General features: G+C 53.0%; 17 protein-coding genes. 13 read left to right on the top strand and 4 right to left on the bottom strand.

Features of this window, described 5'->3' with window-relative positions:
- Positions 1 to 45: 45 nt before the first annotated feature.
- From ACP4QI_RS11810 to ACP4QI_RS11800, 3 genes are all read left to right on the top strand, one after another.
- Positions 46 to 876 carry a helix-turn-helix transcriptional regulator gene (locus ACP4QI_RS11810; RefSeq protein WP_426494555.1) on the top strand — a complete coding sequence of 277 codons (831 nt, stop codon included), beginning with the start codon at positions 46 to 48 and terminating at the stop codon, positions 874 to 876.
- A gap of 88 nt (positions 877 to 964) precedes the next feature.
- The gene (locus ACP4QI_RS11805; RefSeq protein ID WP_426494556.1) at positions 965 to 1,690 is read left to right on the top strand and encodes a LolA family protein; all 726 of its coding nucleotides are present in this window, start codon (positions 965 to 967) and stop codon (positions 1,688 to 1,690) included.
- A 15-nt stretch (positions 1,691 to 1,705) separates the two neighbouring features.
- The gene (locus tag ACP4QI_RS11800; RefSeq protein WP_426494557.1) at positions 1,706 to 2,182 is read left to right on the top strand and encodes an SRPBCC family protein; all 477 of its coding nucleotides are present in this window, start codon (positions 1,706 to 1,708) and stop codon (positions 2,180 to 2,182) included.
- 187 nt (positions 2,183 to 2,369) lie between these two features.
- Here the strand turns inward: ACP4QI_RS11800 and ACP4QI_RS11795 are convergent, their stop codons facing one another.
- From ACP4QI_RS11795 to ACP4QI_RS11785, 3 genes are all read right to left on the bottom strand, one after another.
- The gene (locus tag ACP4QI_RS11795) at positions 2,370 to 3,209 is read right to left on the bottom strand and encodes an SDR family NAD(P)-dependent oxidoreductase (protein ID WP_426494558.1); all 840 of its coding nucleotides are present in this window, start codon (positions 3,207 to 3,209) and stop codon (positions 2,370 to 2,372) included.
- Complete coding sequence (locus ACP4QI_RS11790) at positions 3,206 to 4,408, bottom strand: MFS transporter (protein WP_426494559.1); 1,203 nt, start codon at positions 4,406 to 4,408, stop codon at positions 3,206 to 3,208. The genes ACP4QI_RS11795 and ACP4QI_RS11790 overlap by 4 nt, the downstream gene beginning before the upstream one ends.
- Before the next feature lie 216 nt (positions 4,409 to 4,624).
- The gene (locus tag ACP4QI_RS11785) at positions 4,625 to 5,749 is read right to left on the bottom strand and encodes a metallophosphoesterase (protein ID WP_426494560.1); all 1,125 of its coding nucleotides are present in this window, start codon (positions 5,747 to 5,749) and stop codon (positions 4,625 to 4,627) included.
- A 107-nt stretch (positions 5,750 to 5,856) separates the two neighbouring features.
- On the opposite strand from ACP4QI_RS11785, the gene ACP4QI_RS11780 reads away from it, so the two are divergent.
- Positions 5,857 to 6,840, top strand: coding sequence for a LysR family transcriptional regulator (locus ACP4QI_RS11780; protein ID WP_426494561.1), 984 nt, complete (start codon positions 5,857 to 5,859; stop codon positions 6,838 to 6,840).
- A gap of 612 nt (positions 6,841 to 7,452) precedes the next feature.
- Here ACP4QI_RS11780 and ACP4QI_RS11775 read toward each other — a convergent pair.
- A complete protein-coding gene (locus tag ACP4QI_RS11775; protein ID WP_426494562.1) occupies positions 7,453 to 8,358 on the bottom strand; it encodes a LysR family transcriptional regulator in 906 nt (301 codons plus the stop codon).
- Between the two features lie 272 nt (positions 8,359 to 8,630).
- On the opposite strand from ACP4QI_RS11775, the gene ACP4QI_RS11770 reads away from it, so the two are divergent.
- From ACP4QI_RS11770 to ACP4QI_RS11730, 9 genes are all read left to right on the top strand, one after another.
- Positions 8,631 to 9,773, top strand: a complete 1,143-nt coding sequence (locus tag ACP4QI_RS11770) for an NAD(P)-dependent alcohol dehydrogenase (RefSeq protein WP_426494563.1) — start codon at positions 8,631 to 8,633, stop codon at positions 9,771 to 9,773.
- Positions 9,774 to 9,814: 41 nt separating this feature from the next.
- A complete protein-coding gene (locus ACP4QI_RS11765; protein WP_101866598.1) occupies positions 9,815 to 10,273 on the top strand; it encodes a (R)-mandelonitrile lyase in 459 nt (152 codons plus the stop codon).
- 12 nt (positions 10,274 to 10,285) lie between these two features.
- Positions 10,286 to 11,062, top strand: a complete 777-nt coding sequence (locus tag ACP4QI_RS11760; RefSeq protein ID WP_426494564.1) for a carboxymuconolactone decarboxylase family protein — start codon at positions 10,286 to 10,288, stop codon at positions 11,060 to 11,062.
- Positions 11,063 to 11,084: 22 nt separating this feature from the next.
- The gene (locus tag ACP4QI_RS11755) at positions 11,085 to 11,822 is read left to right on the top strand and encodes an SDR family oxidoreductase (protein ID WP_426494565.1); all 738 of its coding nucleotides are present in this window, start codon (positions 11,085 to 11,087) and stop codon (positions 11,820 to 11,822) included.
- Between the two features lie 198 nt (positions 11,823 to 12,020).
- Complete coding sequence (locus ACP4QI_RS11750; RefSeq protein ID WP_426494566.1) at positions 12,021 to 13,229, top strand: MFS transporter; 1,209 nt, start codon at positions 12,021 to 12,023, stop codon at positions 13,227 to 13,229.
- 85 nt (positions 13,230 to 13,314) lie between these two features.
- Entirely contained in the window at positions 13,315 to 14,358 is a 1,044-nt protein-coding gene (locus tag ACP4QI_RS11745; RefSeq protein ID WP_426494567.1) for an alpha/beta hydrolase, read from the top strand.
- Positions 14,359 to 14,422: 64 nt separating this feature from the next.
- On the top strand, positions 14,423 to 14,869 hold the full coding sequence (locus tag ACP4QI_RS11740; RefSeq protein ID WP_426494568.1) for a cyclophilin-like fold protein: 447 nt from the start codon (positions 14,423 to 14,425) through the stop codon (positions 14,867 to 14,869).
- Between the two features lie 289 nt (positions 14,870 to 15,158).
- Positions 15,159 to 16,004: a PRD domain-containing protein gene (locus tag ACP4QI_RS11735; RefSeq protein ID WP_426494569.1), complete on the top strand. Its 846-nt coding sequence runs from the start codon at positions 15,159 to 15,161 to the stop codon at positions 16,002 to 16,004.
- A gap of 8 nt (positions 16,005 to 16,012) precedes the next feature.
- The gene (locus ACP4QI_RS11730; protein ID WP_426494570.1) at positions 16,013 to 17,392 is read left to right on the top strand and encodes a PTS transporter subunit EIIC; all 1,380 of its coding nucleotides are present in this window, start codon (positions 16,013 to 16,015) and stop codon (positions 17,390 to 17,392) included.
- The last annotated feature ends 52 nt before the right edge of the window (positions 17,393 to 17,444 follow it).

Genomic DNA, 17,444 nt, shown 5'->3' with positions numbered 1-17,444 from the left:
AAGTAGAGACATTATCAGGGTATAAACCCTAACAGGATGACGACGATGCACACGGCAATGCAGTCACTGGGTGATTTCCTGCGGGCGCGGCGTTTGCGTCTCGATCCCGCCGCGTTTGGCTTTATGGCGGGCAAACGGCGTACGCCCGGCTTGCGCCGTGAAGAGGTTGCTCAGCTCGCCAGTATCAGCCCAGTCTGGTACACCTGGCTTGAGCAGGGGCGTGGCGGCGCCCCGTCGCGGGAAGTGCTTAACCGTATCGCCAGCGGGCTGCGCATGACCTCACCGGAACGCGAGCACCTGTTTATTCTGGCCTTTGGCCATCCACCCGATACGCAGTTCACCATTTCTGCTGATATCACGCCGCGTTTGCAACGGGTTCTTGATGCCTTTAGCATCCCCGCGATCGTCAAAACCGTCGCATGGGATGTCATTGCCTGGAATCGTGCTGCCGCATGCGTTTTAACCGATTATTCGCGGTTGCCCGCCTCGGAACGTAATGTTCTGCGCCGGCTGTTCACCGATCCGCAAGTACGCCGTGCGCAGGATGACTGGCAGGCGATAGCGCGGCTGGTGGTTAACGCCTTTCGGGCTGACGTGGCGCGAGCGGGAACATCGCCGGAAACCGAAAACCTGATTGCCGAGCTTTCCCGTCAGAGCCCCGAATTCGATGCCTGGTGGCGCAGCAACGATGTCGCCAGCCATGCTGAGGGCGTAAAACGGATTTATCATCCGCAGGCCGGGGCGATAGACCTTGAGTTTTCGACCTTTGCGGTGGAGGGGCGGCCGGATCTGGCGATGGTGGTTTTTAACCCGGCGACAGAGGAGAGCCGACAAAAAATAGCGACCCAGGTCAAACAATCCCTGCTCTGCGACTAGCTGAACTCTGCCAGTCCGTCATTTTTTACCGCCGCGCGATGCTGGGCACATTCAACGGTTATCCGACATACTGATCCTATTCCCGGTCATGTTATTTCAGGAGACCATCATCAGCGGCTATCTCTCTGTGGCAGTAATGCTGACAGCATTGCTGCTCTTCAGCTTTCACGAGCCTGCGCACGCCGCGGACAGGATGGTGGTGGCCGCGGCCTTTTTGCAGGGCTCAACCACCCCCGATCCCGTTGCGCGCGCCCTGCAACGTTTTGCCCAGCTCCAGTCTTATCAGGTAATGGTGCGTTCCGTCTCCGCCCGGGATGAAACCAAAGTCATCCGCTACAGCTACCGTAAACCGGGCTCTGTGCGGATGGATTTTTCTACCCCGCATGCCGGGGCGGTGCTCATCTATAACCCGGACAATGGCAAGGTGAAGCTGTGGCCCTTCGGCGCGGGGACCTTTCCGGTTCTCAACCTGTCCCCCACGGATTCATTGATAACGGATGAAAATGGTCATCGGGTGGATCGGTCCGACATTGGCGTGTTGCTGAATAATATTCGTCGTCTGCAACAGGGCGGCACAAACACCCTCGTCGGTGAAGAGGCCCTCGCCGGGAAACCGACGTTGCATCTGTCGGTGGTCGGCCCCGAAGGTAAGGCCGTCGATGCGGTTCATCGCTATGAGGTCTGGTTTGATAAACAATCCACATTGCCTGCCAAGGTGGTCAGCTACGGGCTGGGGGGCAAATTACTGGAAACCGTGCTGATGGAGGCCATGGCGATCGACGTGGGTTTCCCTCCTGATTTTTTCACCCCCTGACGGGAGCAGAGCGCTATGGCTGACTATCAGTTTTCCACCGTCTGGCGGGTTGAGGCTTCGGTCCAGGAGGTCTGGGAGATCCTGTCTCATCCAGATTTATGGCCCGAATGGTGGGGAAGTCTGGTGCAGGTTATCGAAATCAAGAAAGGTGATGTCCGGGGGATCGGGGCCCTGCATCGCTATACCTGGAAGGGCGCGCTCCCGTATCGCATCACCTTTGATATTCATGTATTAACGATTCAGCCGTTATGCCTGCTGGAAGGGGAAGCCAGCGGCGAGGTGGAAGGGCGTGGCCTGTGGTCTTTGACCGAGCGGGGGCGGGAGACGATCGTCCGGTATGACTGGGATATCCGCACCAACGCTCGCTGGATGAACGTGCTTGCCCCGCTGGCAGGCCCCATTTTTCGCTGGAACCACGACAGGGTGATGCGCGACGGCGCCAGGGGGCTAGCCCGGAGATTAGGCGCGCGGGTCGAGGTATCTGTGGGTTAAAAGACCCCAACCCTGCACCTAATCATTTCTGAACCAGATTCTGCCACAAAAAAGTAAATCCGCACGGCGCCGGGCATCAGCCCGGCGCCTCTTTCAACAGCATAAATACAACGCCAAAAGCATGGTTGCTGACGGCCTCATTTCATATTTTAGGCAACCAGCCACAGAGCAGGCTACCGATGACACATCAGCTTTTCATCCAGCGTTCAAAAGCCGTCATCCAATCAGGGTGCCAGCGCGACAGGGCCGGGCGGTTGTCCAGCATATCCTGAGCGGCCCACATAATCCGTCTGGCATCCATCTTACTGGTCACAGCGTTATCAGGGCAGATGACATAGAAGTCACCCCGTTCAAAGCGTGGGAGGAAATAGTCAATGACCTGCGCCGCCGTCCACGCTTCATCAGGCTTTTTGCCGCTGCGCTCGTCCATGCCGGGATCGTTCATGTCGGTCCAGGTATAGCCCGGTACCAGAAGATGCGCGGTGAGCCTGGTGCCGGTTTCCTTCAGAAGCTGATGAGAAAGCTGTTCTGTCAGTACCTTTACGGCTGCCTTTGAGGCGTTATAGGCTGCGAAACCTGGCGGGGTGGTAATGCCCTCCTTCGAACCGAGGTTAACGATCGCCCCTTTCTCGTCCATTTTTAACATTTCTGGCAGAAAAATATGCTGTGTAGCGACCATGGACAGCAGGTTGACCTCCATCTGCTGTCGCCAGAGATTGGGGGAATCACAGGCTCCGGCTGCTATCTTCACGCCGGCATTGTTAAACAGCAGATTCACCTTTCCCCAGGTGCTGTAAACGGTGTCTTTGAGCTGCAGCTGGTATTCGTGACGGGTTATGTCGCCAGTGACAAGCAGCGTTTCAGTCGCCAGTTCGCCAGCCAGCTGCTCAAGCGCCTCTCTGTTCCGATCGAAAAGGCAAAGCTTCATGCCTTTTCGGGCCAGCTCCTTTGCCGCAGCGGCGCCAATACCCTTCGCCGCACCGGTTATTACGGCAACGTTACCTGTACTGATGACTTTATCGTTCATGATTTACTCCCGTCAGTAATGCGTACCGATAAGAACATAAGAAGAAGTGCTGACAGGGAAAAAGCAGCCCCCACCCAACCCGTAGAGATCCAGCTTCCCCCCGAAGCGATAACAAACCCACCCCCGGCTGCGCCAAGCGCATTGGAAATATTAAACGCGCTGTGCGTCAGGGACGAAGCCAGAGTCTGTGCCTCACCAGCAATGTTCATCATATGGGCCTGAAGCGCCGGCACGAGGGAAAATCCGCACCCGAGCATAAACAGCACGAAGAGAACCGGGGTCTGGAGCGCTCCCGTAAGGGGAAACAGACCCAGAAAGACGATGTTCCAGGCGATGATGCCGAATATGGATGGGATCAGCGCAATGTCCGCCAGCCTGCCACCGATTATGTTGCCGACAACCATGCCCGCACCCCAGAGAACCAGAATCCATGGTACGGCTGAGGTTGAAAATCCGGCAACTTCCGTCAGCGCCGGGGTGATAAAGCTGTATACGGCAAACATTCTGGCAAAGCTGACTGACGCGACGGCAAACGTCATCAGGATCCGGGGGCTCTTCAGCGCGCCAAGTTCCTTCAGCGGTGAAGCGGACCTGTCGGCCGCCACGGATGGAACAAAAAGCATAACCATTATGGACGTCAGCACCAGGCCCGCTGCCACTATCCAGAAAGAGATTCTCCAGCCCAGCGTCTGGCCCGCCCATGTGACAAGCGGAACGCCGGCAACGTTCGCGACGGCCAGTCCCAGCATAACGTAACCGATATACCGGGCTTTATGCTGGGGTGATACCATTGAGGCCGCCACAAGCGCGGATACGCCGTACCAGGCACCATGGGGCATACCGGAAATGAAGCGCGCTGCCAGCATGGCGTTATAGCCCGTAGCCAGTGCGCTCAGGGCATAACCTGCAAGCGCAATAATTAACAGTATCAGCAGCAGAGTTTTACGGGCCTGGCGCGCGCCAAGCACCGCAATCGCCGGGGCACCGACCACCACGCCTGCAGCATAGGCGCTGATATAGCCTCCCGCAGCAGGGATTGAAACGCCGGTTCCCCGCGCAAGATCCGGCAGGAGGCTCATGGGCGCAAACTCGCCCGTTCCGATGCACAATCCCCCCGCGCCCAGCGCAAGCATGGCCGGAAAAAGACCAACAGGTGGATGAATACGTTCATCCTGCCGTGAAAGCGTTTGTTCAGACATTGACTATGACTCCTGATCCCGTTCACTGCCGGATGCAAAAAAGAAGAACCGCTACCTGTCGGGTAACGGCTCTCAGCTATATGCAGCTTATGAGTCACAACGTTCCGGAAAGAACGGCAACAGGCAGTGGTATATTGAACTGGAGTAAACTATAAGACCTTCCTTCCCGTTATTGATGAATCAGATAGTCAGTAACGATGAGTATTATTCAACAATTCAGTTGCTGGTTTCGCCATGCAGGGTGATAAGCGTTATTTCGGCAGGTTTCCCAAGCCGGAAAGGAAAGCCGTTCCAGATGCCGGAACCATTACTGACATAAAGTTTCATGGAACCTGCTTCGTAGAGCCCGGACACAAAACCGTTATTAGCCGATGCGACCAGACTGTCCAGTCCGGCGATCATACCGCCGTGTGTATGCCCGGAAAGCTGAAGGCTAACCCCGCTTTCTGCGGCCAGGTCAGCCTTTTCAGGCCTGTGGTCAAGAAGGATGACGGTTTCACCCGGGCGGGAAGACTCCAGGGCCAGGGGCAGATCAGGACCCGGCAGGCCGTATGATGGCGCAACGGCATCCGTCACGCCCGACAGATACAGAGAGTCCCCACCACGGCTTACACGGTAACCGGCATTATTAAGAAAATGCAGACCCAGTTTTTCAAAGGCCTGGACCCAGTTTTCAGCGCCAAAGTAATATTCATGATTGCCCGTTACGGCAAAAACGCCGTCTTTAGCCCGCAGCTGGCCAAGCGGCTCAATGTCGGAGAAACGCGCTTCTGGCCAGCCATCAATCATATCCCCGGTAACCACAATCATATCCGCATCCAGATTACGGGTGCGGGTAACAACATCCTGTATCCAGCTTCGCGGCAGCAGTCTGCTGGCGTGCAAATCCGTCAGCTGAACTATCCGGTAACCTTCGAAACGGGGGGGCAGGCTCCTGAGCGTGACGTCTATCTTTTTCACTTCAGGAGCCGCTGTACCATTTTTCAGGGCCAGCGTTGTCAGCATGGCCGCCAGAACAGGCAGGATAAACCAGAAAGCCCTATGCCATTTCATCCGGCGTCCTGATACCAGTCGGTGCAGTATCCAGAATATGTCACGCAGTACTAACAGGGCAGCCATAAAAACGGTCATACCGAAAAGCCAGGTGGTAAGCAGCAGCAGCGGTTTTGGTATCTCAGGAGAAAACATATTCCCCGTAAATAATTTCGTGAGCAAATGAAACTCGGAGGCCACAATCATTGCGCCTGCGACGGCTATTTTTGCCAAAAGCGGGGCGGGAAGCGGCCTGATAAACCGAAACAGCACGTAAAGCGCTGGAATGAGGGTCCAGATATGAAACACGCGGAAATCTCCCGGGAATGAAAAACTGTTAGTTTGCCGTAGCATCGGGTTGCAACGTTTTGTTGAATGAATCTAAACTTACCATCCTTCAGGAACGATTCCATTCAATGTCATTTGACATTGCATTGAATTTTAATCAACGGTTTAACGCCATGTCCTCCAGACTGTCTACCACGCTCACCCGAAGCGATCTTGCCGAGCTCAATGCATTTCTTATCACTGAGAAAAGGCGCAGTTTTACCAGGGCCGCCATAGAACTGGGAATAACCACCTCTGCGCTGAGCCATACCATACGCAATCTCGAGACGCGCCTGGGTGTCAGGTTGTTGAACAGAACAAGCCGTACGGTCTCTCCGACCGAAGCGGGCGCAAGCCTGGCATTACGCCTTGAAACAGGATTTAAAGAAATTGGCGATGCGCTTGAGGAAATTAACCGTATGCGCGATCGGCCCGTGGGAAAGCTCAGGCTTAATGTGCTGAGTGACGGAGCACGCCTCATCATGGCGCGACATCTTCCGCGCTTTATCAGCAAATATCCTGAAGTGGAGCTCGAAATCAGCGTTGATGACAGGATGGTCGATATCGTCCAGGAAGGATTTGATGCCGGGATCCGCTTTGGCGGGACCGTTCCTGAAGATCTCGTTGCAGTCCGACTCGGGGGAGAGCTCAGATGGGTAGCGGTGGCATCGCCACGCTATCTTTATCAGCATACCCCACCTGCGGTGCCTGAGGACCTGCGGCTGCATGATTGCATTCAGCTGCGAACGGGGCAGGGCGTCATCTACAAATGGGAATTCCGTAAAGGAGAAGACTATCGCGTGATTGACGTCAGAGGGCAGCTCTGTGTGAGCGAAACGACGCTGGCAATTGAGCTGGCGCTGTCCGGCGTCGGTATTGCTTACTGCCTTGAAGAGCGGGTGCGTGATTATATTCGTGACGGCAGGCTCATGATTGTCCTTCCGGAATGGGCGCCTCTGGAAGAGCCGATGTATCTGTACTATTCAGGTCATAGACAAGTTCCCCAGGGGCTAAAAGAACTCATCGAGATTCTGCGAGAAGAAATAGAATTAACGCATGTAGTCTCGGCCTGAATCAGGCTCAGGGATCCGCAAATCACCTGAGCCTGTGTTTCATAATCTGTTATGGATGTTTTTGAAGCATTTCCTCAAGGTTATGACGTGAGGTCGTAATGATAGTCCAGGGTTCTTTTGGTGCATCATGCTCAACAATATACCACTCAACTCCACTGCTTCTGCCCGCACTGATGATTGAGTGCCATTCCAGCAACCCTTCACCTGCAGGAGTAAAATTCATTTCGTCATCACGAATCTATAATTCGATAGATTTTTAATACAACAAGCATCCATAAAAATGTGAACTAAATCACTGAAAGAGATTTCCCCTGAATAAGCAATAAACGTTGTTTCATTTAACATTTTTGTTAGGAATCTATCAGCGGCAATAATCCCACTCCTGTAAGGACTCTTCCGCATCAGTCTCTCTTATCTCTTCCTGAGATCCGAAAAAAAGTAAAGTCGGATCTTTGCCATCGGGTGGTCTCTTGAAGTGAGCAGGACTGCGCTGGTAGGTCATGAGTTACGAAGGGGAACTGTTTGTTAAGACGAGGTTACAGCCCACTTCTTGCCAGAAGCGAGCCTTCATTTACCGGACAGATTTATACCTGCAGGTAGCACTCTATCATTCTATGACTGTTTACGGGTTGAGAAGCGTAATTCATCAACCAGCAAGCTAAAAGCTGGCGTTGGCTGGCGGTGGCTTGGATAGTATAGATGGTACCCGGAGTAAGGTTCACACCACTCTTCCAGAACGCGAACCAGTTGTCCTGATGACAGATAAGGTTCCAGCTGCCCTTCAGGCAGATAAGCAAGACCCCGCCCTTCTAGCGCTGCCCTGAGTATCATACTTCCGGTATTGAAGACCAGCTGGCCGTCAACCCGCACATTCAGTTCTCGCCCGTCTTTCTCAAATTCCCACGCATACAGTCCTCCATGCCCCGAGAGGCGAAGATTGATACAGCAATGCTCGGTAAGTTCCTGAGGTATCACCGGAGCAGGCCTGTCAATGAAATAGGCTGGAGAACCGGCAACCGCCATGCGCATATCAGGCGCGATACGAACGGCAATCATATCTTTTGCAATGGTTTCACCGGGTCGCACTCCGGCATCGAAGCGATCTCTTACAATATCGGTCAAACCGTAATCCGTCAGGATTTCAACCTTAATATCCGGATAGGCTTTTACCAGGCGGGATACCGCCGGCCACAGAACCGACTCTGCTGCGTACTCTGTTGCCGTAAGCCGTATCGTACCCGCAGGTTTATCCCGTAGCTCACTCAGCACCATCAACTGGCGCTGGATATCCTCAATCTGAGGCCCGACGGAGGCCATTAGCCGCTCTCCGGCTTCGGTGGGCACAACCCGTCGGGTGGTTCGGTTGAGCAACCGGAGGCCCAGCTGCGCCTCCAGCCCGCGAACCGTCTGGCTCAGCGCGGACTGTGAAACGCCCAGCCGTTTTGCCGCACGCGTAAAGTTTTGTTCCCTCGCAACCACCATAAAGGCAGCAAGGTCATTGAGATTCTGATCGGACATTAAGAAGCTCTCCTTATAATTTCAATCTCATATTAACCTCTAATCACTTAATAAGTCCTCCGATATACTTTCTTCCGTTCACTAATTAATCAGGCCTGATGACTGAAATGCAATAAAAACGTCAGCATTCCCGATGCCACAATCCCGATTGCGGATGCGCCAATAATCTATGAAACAAGACGGCAGATAAACGGAGGTTAATGATGTGCGGAAAATGTGAAGACAATAGTCATCTGGATGCGCCAGCGTCCCCGACCCGGAGAAAGGTTCTGATGGCCGGGGCCGGCCTTGCTGCAGCATCGACGCTGGCGGTCATGCCGGGAAAGGTACAGGCGCAGGAATCTGCCGCTCAGGCAGGTAACGGACCCTGGCGCGTTCGTGCCTGGGGCAACAGGGATCCGGAGGGACCCTTTGTTCCCCTGGAAATTCCCCGCCGGGCACTTCGCCCGAACGATGTCCTCATCGACATTATGTACTGTGCTATCTGTCATTCAGATATCCATATCGCCAGGCAGGAATGGGGGGCGCCTTACCCTGCCACCAATTATCCCTGTGTACCGGGGCATGAGATCATAGGGCGTGTCGCCGCCATCGGAAGCGCCGTGACGAAATTCCGGCCGGGTGATATTGCGGGTGCCGGTGCCATGATTGATTCCTGCGGGGAATGCGAGAGCTGCGTTAACGATCTGGAACAGTACTGCCTGAAAGGCTGGACGCTGAATTTCAACTCGCCGGATAAAATTTCGGGCGGCTATAACTATGGCGGTTTTTCCCAGCGCGTGGTGATCCCCGAACGTTTCACCGTTCGCATCCCACCGGGAATGAATCTTGCCGCTGCGGCACCGTTAATGTGCGCCGGCATCACCACCTTCTCACCCCTTGAGCACTGGTCGGTTGAAGCCGGGCAACGGGTCGGGGTTATTGGCATGGGCGGGCTCGGGCATCTGGCCGTCAAGCTGGCCGTCGCGCGCAGGGCTGATGTTACGGTATTCACCACCACTCCAGGAAAAGTCACGGACGCGAAAAAAATGGGGGCCCGGGAGGCTGTTGTCTGGAACGATGCTGACGCCCTGAAGCCTTATGCGAACCAGTTTGATTTTCTTATATCAACAGTGCCGACGAGCGTCCCCACTCATCCGATTACCAATATGCTTCGCCTGGATGGTACCTACGTCATCGTCGGAGCCCGTGAACCGATAGAAGACGTCCGCGGTTCCGGGCTGTGGCTTCAGCGTCGGCAGGTCTCAGCATCACTGATGGGTGGCATGGCAGAAACTCAGGAGTTCATCGATTTCTGTGCCCGCCGTAACATTGTGGCCGATATCGAGCTGATAAAGCCCGACCAGATAGATCGCGCCTTTGAGCGAATCAAAGCAAAAGACATTCGTTATCGTTTTGTTGTGGACTTTACGTAAGCAGACACCCATTTAGCCGAAAGTAACCAGCGAGGTGAAAGATGAAAGCGATTATTGCTGCAGCAGCCATGTCCGTACTGGGTACCACCCAGGTTTCTGCCGAAAGTATCGAAATCCGTCGTAACGGGCAGACCCCTTCTGTCGTCGGCAAGGCCGATAACTTCTCGGGTCATGCAGTTGTCAGCCCGTTGTTGCCGCCAAACGAGTCCACGCGTGCCAATCTGGGCCAGGTGGATTTCGCCCCGGGTGCGCGCACGGCCTGGCATACCCATCCCGCCGGGCAGCTGCTGATCGTCACGGCAGGCAAAGGCTGGGTTCAGGAAGAAGGTAAGGCTCGTCAGGATATAGCCCCCGGGGATGTCGTCTGGATCCCTGCGACCGTTCGCCACTGGCATGGCGCCACGGCGACGTCCCCCATGAGCCATCTGGCCATGACGTATATGGTGGACGGTAAAAACGTGGACTGGCAGGAGCCCGTCTCCGACGAACAGTATCAGTAATCCGGAGGTCAGATGAAAACTTCAACGGCAGTTGCGCTGGCGCTTTCTCTCGGATCGGCTGGCGCCATTGCAGAAACGGGGGCACAGCGGGGCCCGCTGTCAGACACCGACACAGAGGCAGTATCTCCCGCACTCGAACGCTATGCGAGCACCAGGCTGGCAGGAGACCTCTGGAAAAGAAACGATTTGTCGCCACGTGATCGCAGCCTCGTTACCGTTGCAGCGGTTATTGCCCGGAATCAGACCGTGCTTTTACCGGAGCAGCTGGAGCTGGCGCTGAAAAACGGTGTTAAGCCGGCTGAGCTTTCCGAAACCATCACGCAGCTGGCGTTCTATGCCGGCTGGGGCAATGCCATTGCGGCTGCTGCGGTAACGAAAGAGATATTCCTGCAAAAAGGAATTAACGCTGAACAGCTTCCTCGCTCGGAGGAGGCGCTGCTGCCGATCGATGAAAAAGCGGAAGCAGCTCGCGCTGCACGCGTGGAACAGAGTATCGGTAGCGCGGTGCCGGGGCTTGTCAGCGACACCACCGACGTGCTTTTCCGGGAATTGTGGCTGCGTCCCGGGCTTGCACCACGGGACAGAAGTCTGGTGACCCTGTCTGCCCTGATTGCAAACGGGCAGGTACAGCAAATTCCGCCGCACCTTAACCGGGCAATGAATAACGGCCTGACCCGGCAGCAGGCTTCAGGCGCACTGAGTCACCTTGCCTACTACACCGGCTGGCCTAATGCTTTTTCCGCCGCGCCGGTTTTCAAAACGGTGTTTGAGCAGCGTGAGTCGAAATAACCATTCCTTACAGGAGGACAATATGTCTCAGGGTATCGAAAACAAAATCATCGTCATCACCGGTGCCAGCAGCGGCCTGGGAGCAGAAACAGCCCGACACCTGTCGAAACTGGGCGCAAAGGTGGTCCTGGGGGCGCGCCGTATGGAGAAGCTTGAGCAACTTTCCGGCGAACTGGGGCTGGATGCCAGAGCCATACTCCGCACCGACGTGACGGACCGTACACAGGTCCAGTCCCTTGCTGACCGGGCGGTAGAGTTGCACGGCCGTATTGACGTCATCATCAATAACGCCGGCTTAATGCCGAGTTCCATGCTCGACAAGCTGAAGGTGGATGAATGGGACCGGATGATCGACGTGAACATTAAGGGTGTACTTTACGGTATTGCCGCCGCGCTGCCGTATATGAAAGCGCAGAAGTCCGGACAGTTTATCAACGTATCATCAGTAGCCGGACACAAAGTTGGGCCCGGCGGAGCAGTCTATGCCGGTACCAAATGGGCCGTCCGCGCTATTTCAGAAGGCCTGCGTCAGGAAGTGAAGCCCTGGAATATCCGCACAACTATTGTTTCTCCCGGCGCGGTAGATACCGAACTGACTAAAACCATCACCGACGAAGATATTGCGAAAGGTATGTCGAAAACCTACGAGAATGCGATCCCGGCAGAGGCTTTTGCGCGGGTCGTTGCATTTGCTATCAGCCAGCCTGACGACGTGGATGTTAACGAAATACTTTTCCGGCCGACCGTGCAGGTTTATTAAACCATCAACAGGCGGGTAGCTGACGCCTGCATTATTTCCGGATGGTTTATATCATCCAGAAATAAAAAGAGCTGTATCAATTAACGCTTCCTTGTAGACAGGAAATTCAAACCGGAATTTTCTGCGGGCCACATCGTGCCCTAAAAACGAAATACGTAAACGACATTCTGTTCATTAAAAGGTAAGGGGCTGCATTAAATGCCTGTAAAACATTCTCACAATAACTCCGGTACCCGGGTTTTCGCAGCGCTGATGCCGGTAATGGCTGCGGTACTGGTCGGCTTTATTATTATCGGTGTGGCACTTCCCGTCCTGCCGCTGCATGTCAAAAATGACCTGGGCTTCGGGACGTTTATCGTGGGCCTGGTCGCCGGGGCACAGTTTGCGGCATCGCTGATTTCCCGGGTGTGGTCCGGGAGTTATTCAGACAGGCGCGGCGCCAAAAAGGGCGTGGTGGCCGGGCTCATCGCCGCGGCCGTTTCAGGGCTACTGTACCAGGTGTCGCTCTGGCTGGTCGGCATGCCGGTACTGTCAGTGGGTGTACTGCTTGCCGGGCGCGCGATCCTTGGGGGGGCGGAAAGCTTCATCATTACCGGCGCCGTGGCATGGGGTCTGGCCCTCGTGGATAAAGAGCACGCAGGTAAGGTTATCGCCTGGGTGGGCACCGCAATGTTTGCTGCTATGGCACTCGGCGGGCCGGTGGGCACGATGTTGTTTGATGCCTTCGGCTTTGAGGCGATCGCACTACTGACGCTCCTGCTTCCGCTGCTGGTACTGGCATATCTCGCCCGCATGCCCGCGGTAGCGCCCCATCCCCATGCCGCACAGGCAACCTTTGGTTCCGTCATGCACGCCGTCTGGTTACCGGGGCTGGGCGCGGCACTGGCCAGCACAGGGTACTGCACCATTCTGGCCTTCAGCTCACTGTATTACAGCGCCATGAACTGGCAGCCCGTCTGGATGGCATTCACTGCCTTTGGCGTTGCGCTGATTGCTGCCCGAACCGTTGCGGGCCATCTGCCAGATCGCTTTGGTGGCGCGCGTATTGCGCTGATTTTTGTGCTCGTACAGGCCGCCGGGCTGTTCCTGATATGGCTTGCCGGTACGTCCCTGATTGCGACGACAGGTGCTGCCTTAGCCGGTTTTGGCTACTCACTGGTTTACCCGGGCCTCGGTATTGAAGCCATCAGTGGTTCAACACCCCAGAACCGCGGCATGGTGATGGGCATCTACACAGCATTTCTTGACGTGGCAATGGCGATCGGCAGCCCTGCGCTCGGCTGGATAGGAAGCCACCTGGGACTGAACGCGATATTTCTGGCCGGCGCGCTGGCAGTGCTGTCTACCGCTGTGGTGGCATTCCTGCTGTTAAAACGCCCGGGCCAGAGTAAACAAAATCCGGCCTGAACAGGTCCTGCTGTCCGGAGGTTTATTGCTCTCCGGATTTTTCACTCCGTTTGTCTTAACACCGTTATTTAATTCAGGAGGTAATATGAAATTGCATTCAAAAGGGAAATTAAAAACCCTGGCCGCACTGACGATACTCAGCGTCGCTCTGGGTATGGGGGCAAACACTGCCGTCGCGGCGGATATGTCCCACGGTGCGGATAATTTCTATAAAAGCGATAAGGTGAAGACTGAAACCGTTAAATTCAAAAATATTTACGGTATGGAAGTCACCGGCACGTTATTTACTCCCCGCACTATGGAGGCCGGTAAAAAATATGATGCCCTTATTGTCGGCCATCCTTTTGCCGCAGTAAGACAGCAGGCTGCTGACCTCTACGCAACCAAAATGGCGGAAGCCGGTTTTGTTGCGCTGTCCTTCGACCAGTCTTTCTGGGGTGAGAGTGCGGGTACGCCGCGTGGGGCCGTGCTGCCTGATGTCTATGCAGAAAACTTCAGCGCTGCCGTTGATTTCCTCGGAACGCGCGCATTTGTGGATCGTGAAAAAATTGGCGTGATAGGCATCTGCGGTAGCGGCGGCTTTGCCATCGCCGCGACAAAAATAGACCCGCGCATTAAGGCGCTTGCCACCGTCAGCATGTACGATATGGGCGAATATTTCCGTACCGGTCTGAACCATGAGCGGACCGTGGAAATGAGAAACAAGGACCTGGCGATTGCAGCAGAACAACGCTACAAAACCGCTGAAACCGGGCAACCCGTTTATGGTCCCGGGCAGAACGATCCGGTGTTCATCGAAGGTAAAGAGTCCAATGACTTTTATCTGACGGAGCGCGGTAAGGTGGCATCTAACAATCGCCGCTCAACACCGGCGACCTATGCGAAATTCATGAACTTCCATCCGTTTATCGATATCGAGTCCATTTCACCGCGACCAATACTCTTTGTCGTGGGTGATGCTGCACCATCCCGCACCTATACCGATACAGCTTACAAAATGGCCGCAGAGCCGAAGGAGCTTGTAGAGATTAAGGGCGCTAACCGTATCGACCTGTATGATCGCACTGAACTCATCCCGTGGGACAAGCTGGTCTCATTCTTTAACGCCAATCTGAAATCAGATAAATAATGTTTCTGAACGGCACTGCTTAAGTGCCGTTATTCCTGAAAATATAAAAACAACGGAGAGTTTTATGTTCAAACCAGTCATGCTTGCTCTGGCTTCACTGACGGCCGTGTCATTTTCATCTTTGGGAGCTGAGGCTGAAGGTATCCGGGTCAAGATCACCGCAGGTGACCAGGTGATGACGGCAACATTTTATGACAATGCCACTACCCGGGCGCTGGTCTCTCGCTTTCCGCTGACGCTGCCCATGGAAGATCTTTACGGACGCGAAATGTGCTACCGGTTCCCGGATGCCCTGCCTGCAAACGAAACGCAGACCAGCGGTTATGAATTGGGCGATATTGTTTACTGGGCACCCCGCCACAGCTTCGTCATCATGTACAAGCAGAATGGTGAGAAAATCAGCAATCTGCAGAAGGTAGGTCGCATTCACGCAGGCGCTGGCCATTTCAGCCACACGGGTGACATTCAGGTGAAATTCGAGCTGGATAGCGCATCCACAGACATCAACTAAATCATTTTCATCGGCGAACGGGCCATAATGGACGGTCGTCGAACCAGGTAAACCAGGTCTCAGTATTAAACTACATCGCAGCCGATAACACATATAGAATAAAACATGTGATAAAAATCACAATTACCCACTTATTACCATTGCAATACCTGCGGAATAAATATAGCGTAGCCAGAACGGGGACGTGATCTGGCATAAGTGCGAGAGCGAGACTTGTCGAAACAACCAAATCTATTGGTTTTTTCGACAGGTCTTTTTTTTTTGCCTTTAAAAAATGACAGGAAATAGTATGAAGGTCATCAGGATTTTAAGTAACAATGCCGTGCTGTTCAGAAACGAAACTGGCGAGGAATGTGTCGCTTTAGGAAAAGGCATTGGCTTCAATAAAAAATTCGGTGATGAACTGGACGCCTCCCTGATCGACAACCAGTTTGTAAAACGTGGCGACAGTATGACCGACACCTTTTTGCATATACTTTCGTCCATTCCACCAGTATGCCTCTCTGTGGCTGAAGATATTGTTGAGCTTGCCAGGAAAGAACTTCGTTTCGATGAAAATGAAGAAAGTCTTTTTCTCGCATTAAGCGATCATATTCACTATGCCGTGAAGCGACATAAAAAAGGCGAAGAAATAAAAAATCTTATGCTGAATGACATAAAGTGCTTTTATGGTAAAGAATACGCCACAGCGCTTAAAGCCCTGGCCCTGATGAATGTAAGGCTGAAAACCACTATGCCTGTTGATGAGGCCGGTTTTATCGCCCTGCATTTTGCGAATGCATGCAATCAGTCTCAAATGAAAGAAACCATGCGAAGTGCAAAGGTGATAAAAGATGTACTCTCCATTCTTGAGAAAAACAATTGCAATATTCAACAGGGTAATTCTCTAAATTACAACAGAATAGTCACTCACCTTAAATATCTTTCCATCAGAGTTTTCGGCCATGGGCAAACACTGGAGCAGGACACGTCAATTTATGACGAAATCCTGGAGAAAATGCCAACGGCGAATTCAATCGCTGTTGAAATAGATGATTACTTCAGAATGTCTTATGAGGTTAAATTAACGCATGATGAAAAAATTTTTTTAACACTCCATGTAAACCGGTTACTGCAAGAAAAAAACTCTATCTAAGGAATATCATGTCTACTAAAGAATTAGCCTCTGATATATTCTATTATATTGGTGGTCACGATAATATTGAAAATGTCGTGCATTGTTCAACGCGCCTGCGTTTTAAACTGAATGACGCAACGAAAGCTGATACCGCTACACTGAAAAAAAGAGCAGGTATTATTGCGGTAGTGAATAGCGGAGGTCAGTACCAGGTTGTTCTGGGAAGTAATGTTAACGAAGTTTTTTCAGATATTGAAAAAATGCTTTTCAGGCCCAGAAACTTACAGGCACCTTTGTCACAGGTGGGTGACACGCCGGCGGAAGAAAAACCAAAAGCGAAGCCTCAGGAGATCGCAATCGATTTTCTTATAAGTATTTTTCAGCCGCTTATCCCTGCTATTACCGGGGCGGGTATGTTAAAGGCCATGCTGATATTACTTTCTACCGCAGGCTGGGTTCAGGCATCGTCAGACACCTTCCGGGTACTGAACTCAGTCGCTGATGCAGTGTTTTATTTTTTAGGACTGATGATTGCGGTAACGACTGCCACTAAGCTCAATATCGATAAAATTCTGGCGATAGCCGCTGTATGTCCTCTTTTACTGCCATCACTGATGGGCATGACAAAGGAGGGTATTTCTGTTTTCGGCTTTGATATTGAAAACGTAGCGTATAATGCACAAGTATTTCCTTTTGTCCTGACGATTCTTTTTCTTTCAGGAATGATAAAAATATGGACAAAAGTATCACCGAAAGTCATCCGCGGTTTTCTTGTTCCCATGTTGTCACTTTTGACTACAGTCCCGGTATCGCTTCTCGTTCTTGGGCCTGCGGGTTACGTGCTCGGTAGCTATATATCTGGCGGTGTTCTGTGGCTTTTCAGCCATTTTGGCTGGGCTGCGATTACGCTTATGGCAATGGCACTGCCCTTTATGGTGACCCTGGGTATGCACAAACCCATGATCCCGTATGTTGTCAACCAGTACAGTACGACAGGTGTTGAGCCATTCTACGGTGCAGCATCGCTGGCTCACAACATATCTGAAGCTGGCGCCATGTTTGCAATAGCTTTAAAAACGAAAGATAAGGAAATGAGGGCAATTGCATTTTCCACAGGAACATCGGCACTTTGTGGTATCAGTGAACCGGCCCTGTATGGGGTTACCATTCAGCATAAAAAGATTTTATACAGCGTGCTTTTTGGCTGTCTGACGGGAGGGCTGTATGTCGGACTGAATCTGGTCACATCTCATGTTGCCGTCACCCCGGGTATTGCCAGTATGGCGAAATTCGTAAGCCCGACCGATCCAATGAATATCGTACATGCCTGTATTGGCTTTGCCATTTCTTTTATATCTTCAATGTTATGTGCCGTGGTGTTGTGGAAAGATAAAACAGCAGAGTGACAGTGCCAATATAAAACTCACTTACATTATATTCATTCAATAACGTTCAAGT

The sequence above is a fragment of the Leclercia sp. TB492 genome (assembly GCF_049974505.2).
Lineage (GTDB): Bacteria > Pseudomonadota > Gammaproteobacteria > Enterobacterales > Enterobacteriaceae > Enterobacter > Enterobacter adecarboxylatus_C.
The sequence above is the reverse complement of the archived record's forward strand: the minus strand, read 5'-3'. Positions and strand labels throughout refer to the sequence as shown.